This is a genomic window from Desulfosporosinus sp. Sb-LF (assembly GCF_004766055.1).
Lineage (GTDB): Bacteria > Bacillota > Desulfitobacteriia > Desulfitobacteriales > Desulfitobacteriaceae > Desulfosporosinus.
Genome location: NZ_SPQR01000002.1, coordinates 342,126 through 357,746, shown reverse-complemented (window position 1 = coordinate 357,746; position 15,621 = coordinate 342,126). Strand labels below are relative to the sequence as shown.

Below are 15,621 nucleotides of genomic sequence, written 5' to 3'. Positions count from 1 at the left end.
CCGCTCGAAGCGAAGGCTTGCTTTAGAAAATCAATGAAGTTCATTACTGAACATATACCATAACGGTCCGGACACCCCATGATGCTGCTGCCTCCTGGGAATTCATGTAAAGGTCAATGCGATTACCGATAATGGCTCCACCGGTATCTAAAGCTTGAGCCCTTCCGTAACCATCAACATATACGTTTTCCCCGAGAGAAATAACTCTGGGATCGACTGCAATGATACCCCATCGGACAGGGGCCCCCGTTCTTGTTGTCCCGCCTGGTATGCAATATGCAGTCGCCGTCATGACGTAAGCCTGTTTAAAACGAATGGTCTCTCCCCCCCGTGAAACTGACGTTTGTGCACCACGAGAAGTAACTTGATTGATGGGAGTCGTCACTACTCGCTGACCGAGGATTTCACGATCAACCTCTTTCCCGTCTTCGAGCGTCAGTCTAACCGTCTGCTCTTGAAGTCCATTCGAGCCACGACTAATAACTTTATCAGGTAATCCAACGGGATAATCCGCTGCCTGAATAACATTCTGAAATGGAATTTCACCTTTAATAGTTTCTATCCGTTCAGCAACCCTCACAACCTGAACTTGCTCATTGGGGACTAACATATGATCAATGGGCAGCGAGACCTTATCTTTTATTCCCAGAGCAATGCCTAATTTCTTGAGCGTTTCTGCAACAGTTCGTGGCGCAATATACGTATTAATCGTCTTTCCATCCGCGCGAACGAGAATGGGAATAGCCCTTCGCACCTTAATTTCCATTTGGTCAACGACAGCATCCGTCCGCGGAACATTCACTTCATCTACGTCTTTAATTTGTAGTCCGTTCCGCTCCGATAAATCCACAAGCGCTTCCCCTACAGTTTTTGCGGGTGTTCGTGTCATGAAAGTTTGTTCATCCACTGAGAGATGGACTGGCACACTCCTCGTTACTTCGATCGTCAATCCCTTTGTAACCTTTGTGTCCCGAGAAGGCTTGACGATATCCTCGGGATAAGATTTTAAATTTGAATGGTCAAGTGCCTGGCCAACAGTCCCATAGATTGTGGTAATACGAACTGTTTTTCCATCAATATGGGCATCAATTGTTTTAGCATTGTAAACGAATGTACCTGTTACTATGATAAAAAAAGCACATAAAGCAATGACCACTTGGGCTATTCGTGACGTCTTAACTAAGGATAAAACCCGAGTTCGAGTCAACTCAAACATTGAATCCCTCCAAAAAGTAAACTGACGTAGCAACCTCATTCTAATATATCAGTAGTCAGTTGTCAAAATTAATTTCCATTATATGGTTTTAATACATAAATACGGACAGGTTTACGCCCCCAGTCTATACATTGGCGCAGACTAGAGAAAAAAAGATCGATACGATTTCCACGAATGTCTCCACCCGTATCAGCGGCTATGGCATACCCATATCCTTCGACATAAACCTTACTTCCCATGGCAATGACCTTTGGATCGACTGCAATCAAGCCTTCTCTCGGAGCGACGCCAGAAGCTGTTTTACTTCCAGTATGCGTATACGCTGTCGATACTACGTTCAGTGTTTGTCCAATGTTCATTTTGGCTAATTCGAACTTCTCCCCTAAAGGAGGTTTGGAGTTTTGGATAACCACTTTCTTTTTCGCCCTTTTGAGTTCAAAAGAAGATTGTATTTGCTGGTCTACGGGTTGTCCATCAACCTCGAATGTCTTTACCACCTGACGAAGAATACCTCTTTCCCCTTCCTCCTTAATCTGGCTCATGCCCGGAAGAAGTTGATCTGACTCGACATATTGTGTTTCAAAGGGAATTTCTCTATCTTCCGTTTGGAGTCTTTGCGTTATTGGGCTTGCCATTCCTCGGTTAAGTAATGGTTCACTTGATACACCGCGACTGATAGAGCTTTTTTTGATAGCCTTTTGCCTGGAGCCTATAAGCTCTGAGTCTATATCTAAAGTCTCTGTATTTAAGCCTGATTGTGTCACCTGCAATGGTTGTTGCAAAGTTTGCGTAATATCTGGGGCACTCAGTATTGAATACCGGGTACTGGCAGCGAACAACGCCAAACCGCCTAAATATGAACTCCAAACTTTGGTTGCACGCCAATAATCAGAATACGTGGTAACTGGTAGCAAATACATTCTATCCCCCCTTAACAAAACCTATGAAGCAGAATAAAAAAAAGAACCTTACAGCGAAGGTCCTAGTTTATAACTTGAAAACAGTTTCAGCATTACGCATAGTTTGAGAAGCCACTTCATCAAAGGAAACGCTTCTAATCTCAGCAATTTTCTTAACGACTTCTCGAACATAAGTTGGTTCATTGCGCTTACCCCTTCGCGGTTCCGGAGTTAAATAAGGCGAATCTGTCTCTACGAGAATACGATCCAGAGGAATATGTTCTGCCACCTCGACCGTATGCCGAGCATTTTTATACGTCACTGGTCCGGCGAACGAAAGATAGAATCCCTGGTTTAGAAGAATGCTTGCCATTTCTCGAGAGCCGGAATAACAGTGAAATACCCCACCAAACTTAGGGGGATGATCCTTCACGATCTCCAAAACATCCTGATGGGCATCCCGATTATGAATAACGATAGGCAAGCCAACTTCGTTCGCTAAGTTTATCTGGTGAATAAATACTTCTTTCTGAATAGAGCGCGGGGAGAGATCCCGATAATAGTCCAGTCCAATTTCTCCCCAAGCCAGTACTTTTGGTTGTTTAGCCAACTGTATGAGCTTATCCCAGGTTTGAGCTGTGACTCCTTCGGCATTGTGCGGGTGTACTCCAATCGCTGCATAAATAAAGTCATAGTCCGCAGCTAGCTTCACAGATCGTTCAGACGAAGAAATATCATACCCTACATTCGTCACCCGGGAAATCCCGGATGACTTTATTCGCGTAATAACTTCTTGAAAATCCTCAGTATAGTCAGGATCATCTAAATGTGCATGTGTATCCCAGATCATTTAACCCGTGCCCCTCCCGGAAGACCTTTGTTGACCGTAAGCACTTCTAGCACTTCCCCCTGAGAGGCTGCCAAGATCATCCCTTGAGATGTGATTCCTCTTAGCTTGGTAGGCTTCAAATTAGCAACTAAGACGACATATTGGTTCACGAGGTCTTCAGGAGCATAATGTTTGGCAATCCCTGAAACTACCGTACGCGCAACGCCGGCCACTTCGACTTCTAATTTCATTAGTTTATCTGTTTTTTCTACTCTCTCTGCACTGAGAACTTTTGCAACACGTAAATCTAGTTTAGCAAATTCATCAATGCTGATTTCCTCTTTTATAGGCTCAAATTCAAGTGCTTGAATAGGTTCGAGGGTTTCATTATGAACTAAGGTTTGTTCTTGACTCTGAACTTGAGTTTGGCTTTGCTCTTGATTCACTGGTTTAGTCTCCTCCGCTATCGTATATTGAGAAACATCAATTCTCGGAAAAAGTGCCTCACCCTTATGCACTCGCGTTCCTTGTTCCACGATGCCCCATTGATCCGCATCCTCCCAGCGCATGAGCTTCTCATCTTTACCTAAAAGCACACAAATTCTCGGCGGTAATCCTGGCATAAACGGGGCCGTCAAAATCGCCATGATTCGGATACATTCCACGAACGTATAAAGAACCGTATCTAAGCGTTCTCTCTGTCCCTCTTGTTTTGCTAGAGCCCATGGGGCTGTTTCATCGACATACTTATTACAACGTGCAACAAATCGCCAAATTTGTTCCAAGGCACTTGCCGGGTCACATCTATCAAGACTTTCTTCGACAGCCTTTTTAACCTCATGACTCAATGCCTTCAAGTCCTGCTCCAAGGATCCGTCTTGTCCAGAACTAGGAACAATTCCCTCTCGATACTTGACAACCATCGCCAAGCTCCGTGAGACGAAATTTCCAAAATCATTGGCCAGATCACTGTTAAGTCGTTCGACCACGTTATCTTCAGAATACGTGCCGTCAGTTCCTACTTGCATCTCTCTCAACAGGAAATAACGGATGGCATCCGAGCCATATCTTTGAATCAAGGCGAAAGAGTCCTCCACATTCCCACGGGACTTGGATATCTTTCCGCCATCTTTTGTCAAGTACCAGCCATGTCCATAGATCGCTTTAGGAAGAGGAATATCCAAGGCCATTAGAATAATCGGCCATATGACTGCATGGAAACGTACGATGTCCTTTCCCATAATATGCACATCAGCGGGCCAATATCGTTGATAATTTTCTCCATCAGGGTACCCGAGCGCTGATATATAATTAATCAGTGCATCTAACCATACGTAGACAACATGTTTAGGGTCAAATGGGACTTTAATCCCCCATTGAAATGTGGTGCGTGAAACACAGAGATCCTCTAAACCGCCTTCAATGAAACGTATCATTTCGTTACGGCGAGAAACAGGCTGGATAAATTCCGGATTCTCTGCAATAAACTTAAGCAAAATATCTTGATATTTCGAAAGACGGAAGAAATAGCTCTCTTCCTTGAGTAGTTCTACTTCTCTTCCACAATCCGAGTTAGGACATTTACCCTCAATAAGTTTGTTTTCCATCCAAAAGGTTTCACAAGGAGTACAATACCACCCAGAATACTCTGACTTGTAGATATCTCCTTTCTCATAGAGTTTGGTAAAAATCTGTTGAACGACCTTTTGATGGCGTTCTTCTGTTGTACGAATAAAGTCATCAAATGAAATATCTAAGGCTTTCCATAATTCTTTAAAATGTTCCACAACACCATCAACATAAACTTTAGGATCTGTGTGATGCGCTTCGGCTGTGCGAACAATTTTCTGGGCGTTTTCATCCGTCCCCGTTAAGAAATAGACGTCATCACCAAGCATTCTATGATAACGGGCTAGCGCGTCAGCTGCAACCGTCGTGTAAGCTGTTCCAATATGCGGACTCGAATTTGGATAAAAAATTGGAGTTGTTATATAATATTTCACCTTTACGTCTCCCATCTTAACTATCTTTGTGATAACAGAATAAGATTCAGATTTGTCAAGTATACCCACTATTAAGAATTAATATGTAAGAAAAGTATTATTTGTGTAAGTTTGAAACGAAATCCATAAAAAAATGGGTTGACTTTAAATGGAACCGTTGGTATCATAAGGCTGTAGTTTCCTGTCGAATGTTGTTGTAAAGGAAGTGGTTAAATCAATGATGAAGTCAACTGGAATCGTGAGAAAAGTAGATGAACTTGGTCGTATTGTTTTACCGATAGAGCTTCGCCGCACTTTAGGTATTGACGAAAAAGACGCTCTGGAAATTTATGTGGATCAAGAAAAGATCATCCTCAAAAAGTATGAACCTGCTTGTGTATTTTGTGGTAATGCCAGCGATAACCAGCTTTTCCACGGTAAAAACGTCTGCCGTGAATGTGCAGTTGCTATGGGAGAAGCCGTGGCTGGAACAGTGGATTCCGATTCCAAAGCCGTATAAGTTCAGAAGTTTGTTACATAGAAGAAACCCATGGGTGGACCAATCCATCTCTAAATTAACTGGAAGGCCTTTGAGGCCTTCTTTTTATGCCTATTATTCGTGTCTTCCCGCCATCCTTGGCTACAGAGACACTTGGCCATCCATGGCCGGCGCATCCAAAAGTGCCTGATAAACCTCTGATTTCCTAACCCCATAACGCTTCGCCACTTCCTTCATGGCATCTTTCTTACTCAGTCCACCACTTATACCTTGATTGACTTCCTGGCACCATTGTTCCGGGCCCCCTACCGACTTTACGGGGATGTAGGGAGCAAGAATGATACAGCACTCCCCGCGAGGTGTCGTCAGCTCGAAACTCACTTTCAACTCTAATACAGTTCCCCGATGCACCTCTTGATGCAATTTTGTCAGCTCACGTACAACCGCAGCCGGACGTTCACCAAAGTACTCCGACATTCCTTGTAGTGTAGACACCAAACGATGAGGAGCTTCGTAAAAAATTTGCGTTTGCGGAAGATTAGCCAGTTGCTCGAGGACTTTCCTCCTCGCTCCTGTGGTAGAAGGCAGAAATCCATGAAATGAAAAATGCTCCGTCGGCATTCCTGATAAGACCAAGGCCGTGAGTGCTGCATTCGGTCCAGGCAAAACATCGACTGGAATAGACTCTGCTAGACAAAGACGTATTACTTCGCATCCCGGATCGGAAATCCCTGGTAATCCTGCATCAGAAATAAGCGCAATCGCTTGACCCGCTTTGAGCATTTCCACCAATTCTAAGGATTTCTTCTTTTCGTTATGGGCGTGATAACTGATCATATGCGTATTAATCTGGTAGTGTTGCAAAAGCTTACGGGAATGACGCGTATCCTCAGCAGCAATCAAATCCACTTCCCGTAACGTATCCAATACCCGTAACGTGATATCTCCTAAATTCCCAATCGGCGTCGCACATACATACAACGTTCCTTTAGCCAACATATCTTCGACTCCTCGTAATCCAGAACTTCCTCGTGAACGAATTAATCTTTCCTTAAAAAGCCCATACAGAAAAGGCAATCCCCTTCTAACGGTTGCCCAAAATGAAGATGGCAGACGTGAAAACCTTCTTGATACAGGCGCACAAGATTATCATGGGCGACCCCTTGTATATGTTCAGCATTAGCTATAACACGTTCCGTTTCTTTTTCCGGAAGGGTCCATTCTCGCTTCAACTTAATATTTTCTTCCTCTAAAGCCTGAACATAAGGCTTCAGACGATTAACTTCTTCAAGAAGGGAACGCAATTTCTCTTCTACTTCCGTTAAGGCCTGAGTCAATTGGCTCATACTTTCTCACTCTTTCCTTTGGGCTTTTCCCCTTTCCGATTACGTTGCAATCTCCCGTCTGGTTTGAGAGCAGGGGCACTTTCCTCACGAAGATTCTGTTCATCCGGAGCTTCGGCGCTCCTTTCTCCATCTTGAGTGTTGCGGCGGCAACAATGCTCTCTATCTTCAGATTTATAACAACCATTTTCATATTTAAGACAACACATAAGACGACCACAAATCCCGGATATTTTGGTTGGATTCAAAGAAAGTTTTTGATCCTTAGCCATTCGTATTGAGACTGGCTCAAAATCTCCTAAGAAAGAAGTACAACAAAGAATCCGTCCACAAGAACCGACCCCTCCGAGCATTTTGGCTTCATCTCGAACCCCAATTTGGCGTAGCTCTATGCGCGTTCTAAATATTGCTGCTAAATCCTTCACCAATTCCCTGAAGTCAACTCGCCCCTCAGCCGTAAAGGAAAAAATAATCTTATTTCCGTCAAATGTATATTCCACATCGACCAATTTCATCGGTAAATGATGGTCTGAGATTTTCTTTAAGCAGATTTGGAAGGCATCTTTTTCTTTTGCTTTATTCTGTTCGACAAACTGTTCATCCGCTGCTGTCGCCTTACGCATGACCTGTTTCAAAGGAAGAATCACTTCCTCGTCAGCCACTTGACGAGGGGGGATGACCAATTCCCCAAATTCAATACCCCTTGCTGTTTCCACAATTACCTTATCAGATGCAGCAAGCTTAAGGTCTCCCGGGGAGAAATAGTATATTTTCCCGGCGTGCTTAAAGCGAACACCTACAACCTCAATCACAGAGAGCCCCTCCTTGTTGGAATAATTCTAAAGCCAATACTTCAATCACCAATCTCGGATTTACTTGTTGTCTTAGTACATCACTTGCTTTTCCAATCGCCAAAAGCTCAAAAGGATGGACCGTACCTTTTTGAATCCCGTCTTGCGCCTTTACCGCCATGACTTGCAAATAAAGAACTGCTTGATTCTTGTCGATCGGGAAAAGAGAAAAGAGTTTAAGAAAATCTTCTTCTTCTACCGCAATCCTGAACTTCCTAATCCATTCTTGCAGCAAAGAAACACCGTGTTCCAAAATGGCTGTCGCCAGATTCTGGTTTCTCCCGCTTAAACTGAAGGCCTGAGCGGCTTCTTGCCGATCCACTTCACCCAATCTCTCCAACCAAGTTTCTTCGGATAGGTCGGGAAAATAAACAAGCTGTGCGCGACTCTGAATCGTGGGCAAAATCCCTTCAGCATTTTCAGCACATAATATGATCACAGTTCTCTCTGGCGGTTCTTCAATGATTTTCAACAGTGCATTCGCTGCAGGTAACGTCAAAGCATCCGCGTGTTCGATGACAGAAATCTTATAGTTCCCCTCGTAATGCCTAAGGGATACCTTTTCTTGCCATGCCAGGACTTGCTCGATTCCGAGGGTCGTCTTGAGTGGCTTTAACCATAACACGTCGGGATGATTCCCACTAAAAATTTTCCGACAAGCTGAACAACTCAAGCATGGTCCCTCTGGCGTAGGGAGATCGCAGTTTAAAATCTGCGCCAACCGAAGAGCCACCTCTCGTTGATGCAAGGCACTTCCTCCATGAAACAGTAAGAGATGTGCCAAGCGACCTTCGCGTGCCGCCTTCTCTAAAAGTGCCAACTGTAGATTCATGATATCTCCATTTTCATCCCTTATTCCTGATCGACCACCCATATTGTTTGGTTTCTAAAGCCGTCCCACCCTTGCCAACGCCCCTCTCCAGCGGTGAGGAGTGTACCCAGTACTTCAGGAGTCATTAGTTCGCCCATCACGATGACAGGTATTCCGGGCGGATAAGGGGAGATGGTTTCCCCGACAACATGTCCCAAACTTTCCTTGAGAGAAATTTGTCGTTTATGTGCGAAGAAAGCTTCCCTCGGAGAAAGAATTAAATTAGGCAAGGGAGGAATTACGTTTCCATCGTATTGCACTCGCTTTTTCAATTCTACGAATCCAGGCAAACGAGGGAAACCGGACGCTGACTCCGCTAAACTTTCTAACCCCTTTGTAAGCCTTCGGACATCCTCTGGCATGTTCCCAATTCCTAACATGAACAGAATATTTTCCTCATCCCACAACTCTGGTTCAATCCCGTAACTTTCTCGGAGGTATTCCACACAGCGAGAAGCAGGAACACCAAGGGGCAAGGTATTAATTAAGATTTTAGACCAATCCACTGTGTGAATGTCGTAGCTTCCGGCATCTTTTTGAGAGAGGATGCGAAAATTTCTGCCAACTTTGCGATGAAGAGTTTCGACTTCTTCTCGAAGACTAGCCCAACGTCCAAAATTCAAAGCGAATTCTCCAGCCCTTTCTAATGAAGCCAGAAGTAAATAACTCGGACTTGAAGATTGCAGAATTTCTAGGCTTTGCCTCAAGCGGGTGCGAGAAATCCTATCTCCTTGAACATGAAGCATAGCCGACTGAGTCAAGGCACTTAAGGTCTTATGAGAACTATGTAGGACAAGGTCTGCACCAAGCTCTAAAGCACTCGGAGGAAAAAGTGGGCCTAGATAATGTGAACCGTGTGCTTGATCGACAAGAATAGGTGTATTACACCCCATACGCTTTCTCTCATCTAATAATTGGTTTAATTCGAAGCCTGTCCCGTAATAACTGGGATACGTCACATGGCAAGCAGAAATTTCCGGCCACGGAATGCGTTGTTTCCCAACATCCAATCCTAAAGGAAGGTTAAATTCCGGATGAACTGTGGGTATCACATAGTGCGGTTTCCTTCCACTTAAAACTAAAGCCGACATTACGGAACGATGAGAGCTTCTCTCAACAACAACACGTTTATCCGATGTTTCTTCCAGAGATAGAAACATCGCTTGATTTCCGACCGTTCCTCCATTGATTAGGAAAAACGTCTCCTCAGCTCCAAAAACCTCAGCCGAACGTTTTTGGGCCTCAGCAATAATTCCACTCGGTGAATGAAGCATATCGAGGCCTGGAAGCTCTGTTAAGTCAAAGCTCCTAAAGTCTAAGCCATCAAAAAATTCCTCCCGACCTTTATGGCCAGGAGTATGGAACGAGCAGAATCCTAGTTTCTGATAACGGCTCAATCCCTCTCCCAGTTTACCCACCGATAACCTCCACTCACCTGACTATTCGCCAAAACATAGTTAATACATGGTATTCCTTATAGTTTAACACGAATTAGGAAATTTTTCATCCACAATGAATTTCATCGATATTTTTCCGACACTAGGATAAAGGGCAATTCATGAATTGCCTCTAAGGGTTAAAAGAGAATTTCCTTTATCAAAAACTGAAATTCTTTATATTCAGGAGAGCCCGGCTCAGCCGTAAACAATTCCTCCTGGCAATCCGAACAAAAAAACATTCCCTCAATCCGGAACCCATCATACAATCCATTTTTAGGAACCTGAGCACAGCGATAACATATGGGTAGAATTTTTGCTTCGTTTACAACGATTTCCTGCACGTTGTTTTCTTCATGAATTGTCTTCATCATTTTATATTCCTCCTAGTTACATCTACCCCTAGTCTTACCCCTCTCGAGTTCAATTAGTCGTTACGCTGTTACCTGACATTCCCGAATGATTAATAGTGACTTCAACATTCACTGAAACTGGAAAATCTGCGATATCATCCTCCCAATGATCCTTAACCGTCTTCCAATACGCTGGATTTCGCTGTTCAATGTGCCGTCCAATTCCTAAGAAATCCAAGCCCAACTCTCTTTCCTTCTTAATAGAAAGCTCACATTCTTTCTGAATTACCTTAGCAAAGCTCTTTTCTGCCCCTTTCATAAAATCCACCCACTCTGGCTCCGAAAGCCGTTTCTTTAGTCCCATCACTTCGTCAACTGAAATACTCACTTTGATCCGGTATTGAAGCTCTATTGTTCCGTTATTATCGTTCACTTTGTACTTTGTCCTAGATTTTATAACTTGCCCACTAAAATTAACCTGACTTTCTTCAAGACCCACCGTATTGATTAAGCGCTGTACAACTTGGTTTTCTAGCCACATATACCCTTTAGTTTCATCGTCCGTGAGGAAATCAATTAAACGGTCCTCTCGAAAAACGCCGGAACCTTGAAACCGAGCTTCTTGTGCCCCATCCCCATCCTTCGCTTCGTATTCAATGCCCCCATCCCCCGGTTTTATACTCTCAATCATCGGGAGAATTGGCGCTGTACTTTTCCTACCCAAAACCGTAAGATAATGCCCTAAGCGTACTGTTGGGAAAGTCGAGATAGTTTTCCCTGTTTCGATATTACTTTTAAGGAACATCGCCGGTAGTTCCCCTTTGCGCAATTTCATGTTTAATAGGCTTTCGGCTTTTCCTTTGGCTAAAACCAGATACATCGACCGGCGAAATTCAGATAAGCGTTGTGCGAAATCCAACATATCTTTAAAACCAACTTTTGCTGCATCTTCGCCAATGACGATAACCTTTAGTGAACCCATAAAAGGTTGGAGATTTAGAAGCTTGGAAGTCATCTCATTCATTTCCCGGGCACTTGAAACCTCAGAACTATACGTCCAGCCTTCAATCTCTGAGGCTGCTGCACCTTTTTTGGGTAGTGCATATTGTTCCGTAATAAGAAACGTACCAGGCTTTTGACCGAGATCAAATCCTACCCCGACCAAAGGGGCCAATTCTTCCACTTCCTGTTTATCCCAACAGCCATTTAAGAATAGACTACAAGCCATTAAGATCAATAAAAGCATAACTTTGCGTTTCCTATTACTTTTCATTGCACACCAGCTCCCTTCTTCCAGCGGGAGATTCCCCAAAGGGCGAGGATCCAAACGGAGGTAAAAGGCAAGATCACATAATTGTCAACAAGTGAAATTTCCGTAATCAAATTAGGAGCTCTTGTAAACCCGAGGGCGATCCCCACGAATACGGTACCCACGGCAAGGTTCCATTTTAGGCCTTTCAAGTTAAAGACTGATTCTAAACCCCAAGTCGACATGAAAAAGAAAGCACCTATTTTTATGGCTGCTGCTCCAAGCCAAACCCCCAGAAATATGGATTCAACCCCCGCTACCGTCCGACTTACTTCCACCATCTTCCCTAATTCTAATAAACCATACACAATACGGACGGTTTCAGTGGGTCCAAAGACAAGAATCTGAATTAAGACAACCATAGTATCTAGGCTGCCCACCAAGAAAACTGCTCGCCAAATCTCTCTTTTCAGTTGGCCAAATTCTTGCTTACCGGTGGGAAGAAACGTAAGGATTCCCGTTAAAAAGAGGGTATACTCCATCGCAAAAGGTAAAGTTTTGATTACCCCGAATAAAAGGGGTTTTATTCCTTCACTTAAGATAGGCATAAGTTCCCCTTGTTCCATCCGCGGTATAGAGAGACCAAGATTCAGCACCAACGCGAGCACGATCACAGGGAATATGGCTTCGGAGAAGCGAGCAAGCACTTCGATTCCAGAGCTTACCAAGTAGAAGACGAGTAGTAGTGCTCCTAGGCAGAACAGCCAGAAGGGGGTTAAGGGCATAATCGAACCTTCATAGATATTCCCGACTTGCCCTAGCAATAATCCCCCAAAGTAACCCGTGATTAAGATATACATGATCCCTATGATTTTCCCGATCCATTTACCGAGGAGTATTTCTGTGATCTGTAACAAGTTCTTTTGTGGATACTGTGCCAAGAAAGAGAGCACCATTAGTCCGTAAGGAATTCCCATGACAAATCCAGGCAAGATGCTCATCCAGCCATCCCGCCCACCAACTCCGGTAACAATCAATGCTATGGGGAGGAACGTTGTCCCCAGGAGTACAGCTGACCCTAATGTCATAAATTGATGTGGAGAGATTCTTTCCATTGTTACCCTTTCCCTTTCTCTCCTGATCGGGGTTCCTCAACATCGATAAGTTGAGGACGACGTTTTAACGCCCACCAGGGAGCCCGAACAAACGTATCTTGTAACAAGGCCCGCACACGCAAAGGAGCAATCGGGCTCAAGTATGGCACTCCGAAAGAACGAAGGCCTAGCAGGTGAATAGTGACCACATAAATACCTACCGATACCCCAAAGAAACCAAGTACACCCGCCAAAACCATAAATGGGAATCGAATAAGCCGAACCGCCAGACCCAAATCGAAGGTTGGAATTGCATAACTCGCTACAGCCGTTAATCCAATGATTATGACCATTAGGGGGCTGACCAGCCCTGCCTTCACTGCTGCATCACCAATAATAAGTGCCCCTACAATTCCAATCGTCGACCCAATAGGTTTTGGTAAACGGAGCCCCGCTTCCTGCAATATTTCTAGAGTGACCGTCATAATCAAGGCCTCTAGCAGGGCTGGAAAGGGCACTCCTTGCCGGCCTGCCGATATGCTCATCAGGAGGTCTGTCGGTATAATTTCCTGATGAAATGTCGTTACTGCTATGTATACGCTAGGAGCCATGATAGCTACAAATGCTCCAACAAACCTGACAAAACGAGCAAGGATTGCTACCATGGCCCGTTGGTAATAGTCTTCATTCACATTTAAAAACTGCGTCAATACTGCTGGTACCACAAGGACTATGGGGGTTCCATCGACAATAATTGCCACTTTCCCCTCCAGTAGCTTCCCCGCCAGGACATCTGGACGCTCAGTAAAGGAGATTTGAGGAAAGGGCGAATAGGGATTATCCTCAATCATTTCCTCAATATATCCATTACCTAGCATGGCATCAATCTTAATCTTACTCAGCCTCCTAAAAACTTCGGAGACGATATCTGGACTTGCTATTTTCTCGATATATGTGACTACAATATCGGTCTTCGTTATGTCACCAAGTTTTAAGGAGATTATCCGTAAGGAGGGATGTTTGATCTTGCGCCGCAAAAGTGAGGTGTTAATCCGAAGCGTTTCCGAAAATCCCTCACGCGGCCCTTTGACGATCGACTCCGTGATTGGTTCAGTAACGCCACGATTAGCCCATCCCTTGGCACCGAGAACGATCCCCACTTCAGTATCGCCGAAAAACATAACCGCATCACCGGACAAAACGGCATCTAGTGCTTCTCCCATTTTGAATATTTTCTTAAGTTCTAGGCCAGGAAGTAGACTCTGCAGTTTATCCACAACATTTGATAATGTCACTTGGGAAAATTCCTGATGTCCAGCCAAATCCACCATGAGAGGTTTAAGAATAAATTGATCGAGTAGATTTTTGTCTACCATCCCATCCACTGCCGCTAAGATACAGGGTATAAGTTCTTTCCCTTGAAGAGAAAACTCCCTGAACACGACATCGCTACTCTTAGATAAGATCTCCTTCACTGCAGTCCCAGATAAAGGCTTATTTAGATCCTCTTCAAAGGAATACGAGGGAGACTTCCGTATCTGGCGTTCTCCCTTCGGGCGAATGGTGAGTTCTTTGATCATTTTCATCCAGCTGCGCACGTTTCCCCCTCCTTATCAAGCTTATTTTGTCCGACAACGAGTCGATTATTCGTAAGTCTTTGGTTCTCTTCTCTACGGGACAAAACCCAACCCCCTAAAAGGACAAGAGCATTTCACTACTTTTATGTGTGAAATGCTCTTGTTTTTGATGTCGAACCCTAGCGTTATTATAATCCTTCAAATCCTATACTTTATAAAGGTATTCCGGAATATGTCATATCAACCAAACCCAACGAGGTTCCTTGTAGTGAATACGGAGCAAAGTGAACAACTCTTCTCCCTTGCATGGAAAAAAGTAACGGATCAAGGAAGAATGCATGTGCCTGCATCCTTCTCTTTATCCGTTTACGTCTTAAAGTTCATTATGAACTTTTCTAGTCAATCGCGGTTAACCTCGACCGATATAACCTGGTTTCCATGACTGTAAAATTCTCAAGTAGTAGTTGGCTTCCCTCAACGTATGGTCCGTTAAGAGCGGGGATAATAACGATTTAACCTGACAAGCCAAAAGGAGTTCCGTGCCCGTAGCTTTAAATTCAGCAATTGATAATGTTGCAGCAATATTTTCTTGCCTAAGTCGTCCAAAGCTAGAAGCTGGCAATCCCTCGCCTTTCATTTTTTGTTCCAACTGTTCAAATCGCCGCGCTAAATCCCTCGCCTTACGGCAAAGTTCCTTTTCGGACGGGTCTAAGAGATGCCGTACGAACATTGCATGTTCTTCCATGATTTCACCCCAAAAAACCTCTTGTTCAAACAAGTCGACACGGCCATCCACGAACTGATTGTTTTGCATTCGCTTTATAACCTTAAGATAAAAGAGGGCTTCTCTGTAAACATGTTCTAACTGTGAAGGGAACAAATTGGTCGCTAGATGACAGTGGGTGACTTGATTCAATACCATAGCCTTAAATTTCGCAAAAGAGGTCGTAAGATTTATCGATTTATGATTTAATTCACTAACCTGCGGTTGGATCTCAGCTGGAATAGTCCCTTGGTCTTGGGTTACTCTAAATTCTTCTGTCGTTAACGTCATATCAATCAATATTCCTGTTAGTTCCTGGGTCTTCTGCTCAGAACGCAAAGTTTCATTAGTGACCAATTCTCCAGATTTCAGTACCTCTACAGAGGCTGTACAATCGCTCAGCATCAGGGCTTCCTTAAGAATTTCGTCATATTGACACTTAAATTGTTCCGCTTGCTGAGCATAAGTAACATCTTTCGGATAAAAACTAGCTTGCAGGAAAATGGCATGTTCTCTCATAATTCGGGCGAAAAACAAGTGTAGATCTAGTGACTCACGGACAAAGTTTCCAATCATTGGCACACTACCCGTAGCCAACACCGCCCTTCTCTCTTTTGCACATCTTATTCCAGAGGTAATCAATATGTTCGCCAGGAACT

General features: G+C 44.0%; 15 protein-coding genes. 1 reads left to right on the top strand and 14 read right to left on the bottom strand.

Translation table 11 applies throughout. From position 1 onward, the window contains the following. Positions 1-43 precede the first annotated feature (43 nt). The 4 genes from E4K68_RS04515 to metG form a co-directional block, all read right to left on the bottom strand. A complete protein-coding gene (locus tag E4K68_RS04515; RefSeq protein WP_135377525.1) occupies positions 44-1,216 on the bottom strand; it encodes a 3D domain-containing protein in 1,173 nt (390 codons plus the stop codon). Positions 1,217-1,284: 68 nt separating this feature from the next. Then, the gene (locus E4K68_RS04510) at positions 1,285-2,136 is read right to left on the bottom strand and encodes a 3D domain-containing protein (RefSeq protein WP_135377524.1); all 852 of its coding nucleotides are present in this window, start codon (positions 2,134-2,136) and stop codon (positions 1,285-1,287) included. 67 nt (positions 2,137-2,203) lie between these two features. Continuing rightward, a complete protein-coding gene (locus E4K68_RS04505) occupies positions 2,204-2,965 on the bottom strand; it encodes a TatD family hydrolase (RefSeq protein WP_135377523.1) in 762 nt (253 codons plus the stop codon). Further along, positions 2,962-4,962, bottom strand: coding sequence for a methionine--tRNA ligase (gene metG / locus E4K68_RS04500; RefSeq protein ID WP_135377522.1), 2,001 nt, complete (start codon positions 4,960-4,962; stop codon positions 2,962-2,964). Before metG ends, E4K68_RS04505 begins: the two co-directional genes overlap by 4 nt. A 205-nt stretch (positions 4,963-5,167) precedes the next feature. Between metG and E4K68_RS04495 the strand changes: the two genes are divergently transcribed. Continuing rightward, on the top strand, positions 5,168-5,446 hold the full coding sequence (locus tag E4K68_RS04495) for an AbrB/MazE/SpoVT family DNA-binding domain-containing protein (RefSeq protein ID WP_135377662.1): 279 nt from the start codon (positions 5,168-5,170) through the stop codon (positions 5,444-5,446). Between the two features lie 120 nt (positions 5,447-5,566). Here E4K68_RS04495 and rsmI read toward each other — a convergent pair whose 3' ends face one another. The 10 genes from rsmI to E4K68_RS04445 all read right to left on the bottom strand — a co-directional run bounded on the left by rsmI (position 5,567) and on the right by E4K68_RS04445 (position 15,562). Beyond that, positions 5,567-6,424 (bottom strand): 16S rRNA (cytidine(1402)-2'-O)-methyltransferase, encoded by an 858-nt coding sequence (rsmI, locus tag E4K68_RS04490; RefSeq protein WP_135377521.1) that lies wholly within the window; start codon positions 6,422-6,424, stop codon positions 5,567-5,569. Positions 6,425-6,465: 41 nt separating this feature from the next. Beyond that, on the bottom strand, positions 6,466-6,771 hold the full coding sequence (locus tag E4K68_RS04485; protein ID WP_106797850.1) for an initiation control protein YabA: 306 nt from the start codon (positions 6,769-6,771) through the stop codon (positions 6,466-6,468). Next, entirely contained in the window at positions 6,768-7,580 is an 813-nt protein-coding gene (locus tag E4K68_RS04480; protein ID WP_135377520.1) for a stage 0 sporulation family protein, read from the bottom strand. The genes E4K68_RS04485 and E4K68_RS04480 overlap by 4 nt, the downstream gene beginning before the upstream one ends. After that, positions 7,573-8,451 carry a DNA polymerase III subunit gene (locus tag E4K68_RS04475; RefSeq protein ID WP_135377660.1) on the bottom strand — a complete coding sequence of 293 codons (879 nt, stop codon included), beginning with the start codon at positions 8,449-8,451 and terminating at the stop codon, positions 7,573-7,575. Before E4K68_RS04475 ends, E4K68_RS04480 begins: the two co-directional genes overlap by 8 nt. Before the next feature lie 20 nt (positions 8,452-8,471). After that, positions 8,472-9,908 carry an amino acid decarboxylase gene (locus E4K68_RS04470; RefSeq protein ID WP_135377519.1) on the bottom strand — a complete coding sequence of 479 codons (1,437 nt, stop codon included), beginning with the start codon at positions 9,906-9,908 and terminating at the stop codon, positions 8,472-8,474. Positions 9,909-10,066: 158 nt separating this feature from the next. After that, positions 10,067-10,300, bottom strand: a complete 234-nt coding sequence (locus tag E4K68_RS04465; RefSeq protein ID WP_135377518.1) for a sigma factor G inhibitor Gin — start codon at positions 10,298-10,300, stop codon at positions 10,067-10,069. Between the two features lie 49 nt (positions 10,301-10,349). Further along, positions 10,350-11,552 (bottom strand): Ger(x)C family spore germination protein, encoded by a 1,203-nt coding sequence (locus E4K68_RS04460; RefSeq protein ID WP_135377517.1) that lies wholly within the window; start codon positions 11,550-11,552, stop codon positions 10,350-10,352. Beyond that, complete coding sequence (locus E4K68_RS04455; RefSeq protein ID WP_135377516.1) at positions 11,549-12,643, bottom strand: GerAB/ArcD/ProY family transporter; 1,095 nt, start codon at positions 12,641-12,643, stop codon at positions 11,549-11,551. The genes E4K68_RS04460 and E4K68_RS04455 overlap by 4 nt, the downstream gene beginning before the upstream one ends. A gap of 2 nt (positions 12,644-12,645) precedes the next feature. After that, the gene (locus E4K68_RS04450) at positions 12,646-14,220 is read right to left on the bottom strand and encodes a spore germination protein (RefSeq protein WP_199241682.1); all 1,575 of its coding nucleotides are present in this window, start codon (positions 14,218-14,220) and stop codon (positions 12,646-12,648) included. 388 nt (positions 14,221-14,608) lie between these two features. Then, positions 14,609-15,562 (bottom strand): DUF2935 domain-containing protein, encoded by a 954-nt coding sequence (locus E4K68_RS04445; RefSeq protein ID WP_135377515.1) that lies wholly within the window; start codon positions 15,560-15,562, stop codon positions 14,609-14,611. Between the last annotated feature and the right edge of the window lie 59 nt (positions 15,563-15,621).

Bases quoted from the DNA above. Each gene is read 5' to 3' on its own strand.
- E4K68_RS04515 (WP_135377525.1), bottom strand. From the start codon at position 1,216: ATGTTTGAGTTGACTCGAACTCGGGTTTTATCCTTAGTTAAGACGTCA.
- E4K68_RS04510 (WP_135377524.1), bottom strand. From the start codon at position 2,136: ATGTATTTGCTACCAGTTACCACGTATTCTGATTATTGGCGTGCAACC.
- E4K68_RS04505 (WP_135377523.1), bottom strand. From the start codon at position 2,965: ATGATCTGGGATACACATGCACATTTAGATGATCCTGACTATACTGAG.
- metG (WP_135377522.1), bottom strand. From the start codon at position 4,962: ATGGGAGACGTAAAGGTGAAATATTATATAACAACTCCAATTTTTTAT.
- E4K68_RS04495 (WP_135377662.1), top strand. From the start codon at position 5,168: ATGAAGTCAACTGGAATCGTGAGAAAAGTAGATGAACTTGGTCGTATT.
- rsmI (WP_135377521.1), bottom strand. From the start codon at position 6,424: ATGTTGGCTAAAGGAACGTTGTATGTATGTGCGACGCCGATTGGGAAT.
- E4K68_RS04485 (WP_106797850.1), bottom strand. From the start codon at position 6,771: ATGAGCCAATTGACTCAGGCCTTAACGGAAGTAGAAGAGAAATTGCGT.
- E4K68_RS04475 (WP_135377660.1), bottom strand. From the start codon at position 8,451: ATGAATCTACAGTTGGCACTTTTAGAGAAGGCGGCACGCGAAGGTCGC.
- E4K68_RS04465 (WP_135377518.1), bottom strand. From the start codon at position 10,300: ATGATGAAGACAATTCATGAAGAAAACAACGTGCAGGAAATCGTTGTA.
- E4K68_RS04460 (WP_135377517.1), bottom strand. From the start codon at position 11,552: ATGAAAAGTAATAGGAAACGCAAAGTTATGCTTTTATTGATCTTAATG.
- E4K68_RS04455 (WP_135377516.1), bottom strand. From the start codon at position 12,643: ATGGAAAGAATCTCTCCACATCAATTTATGACATTAGGGTCAGCTGTA.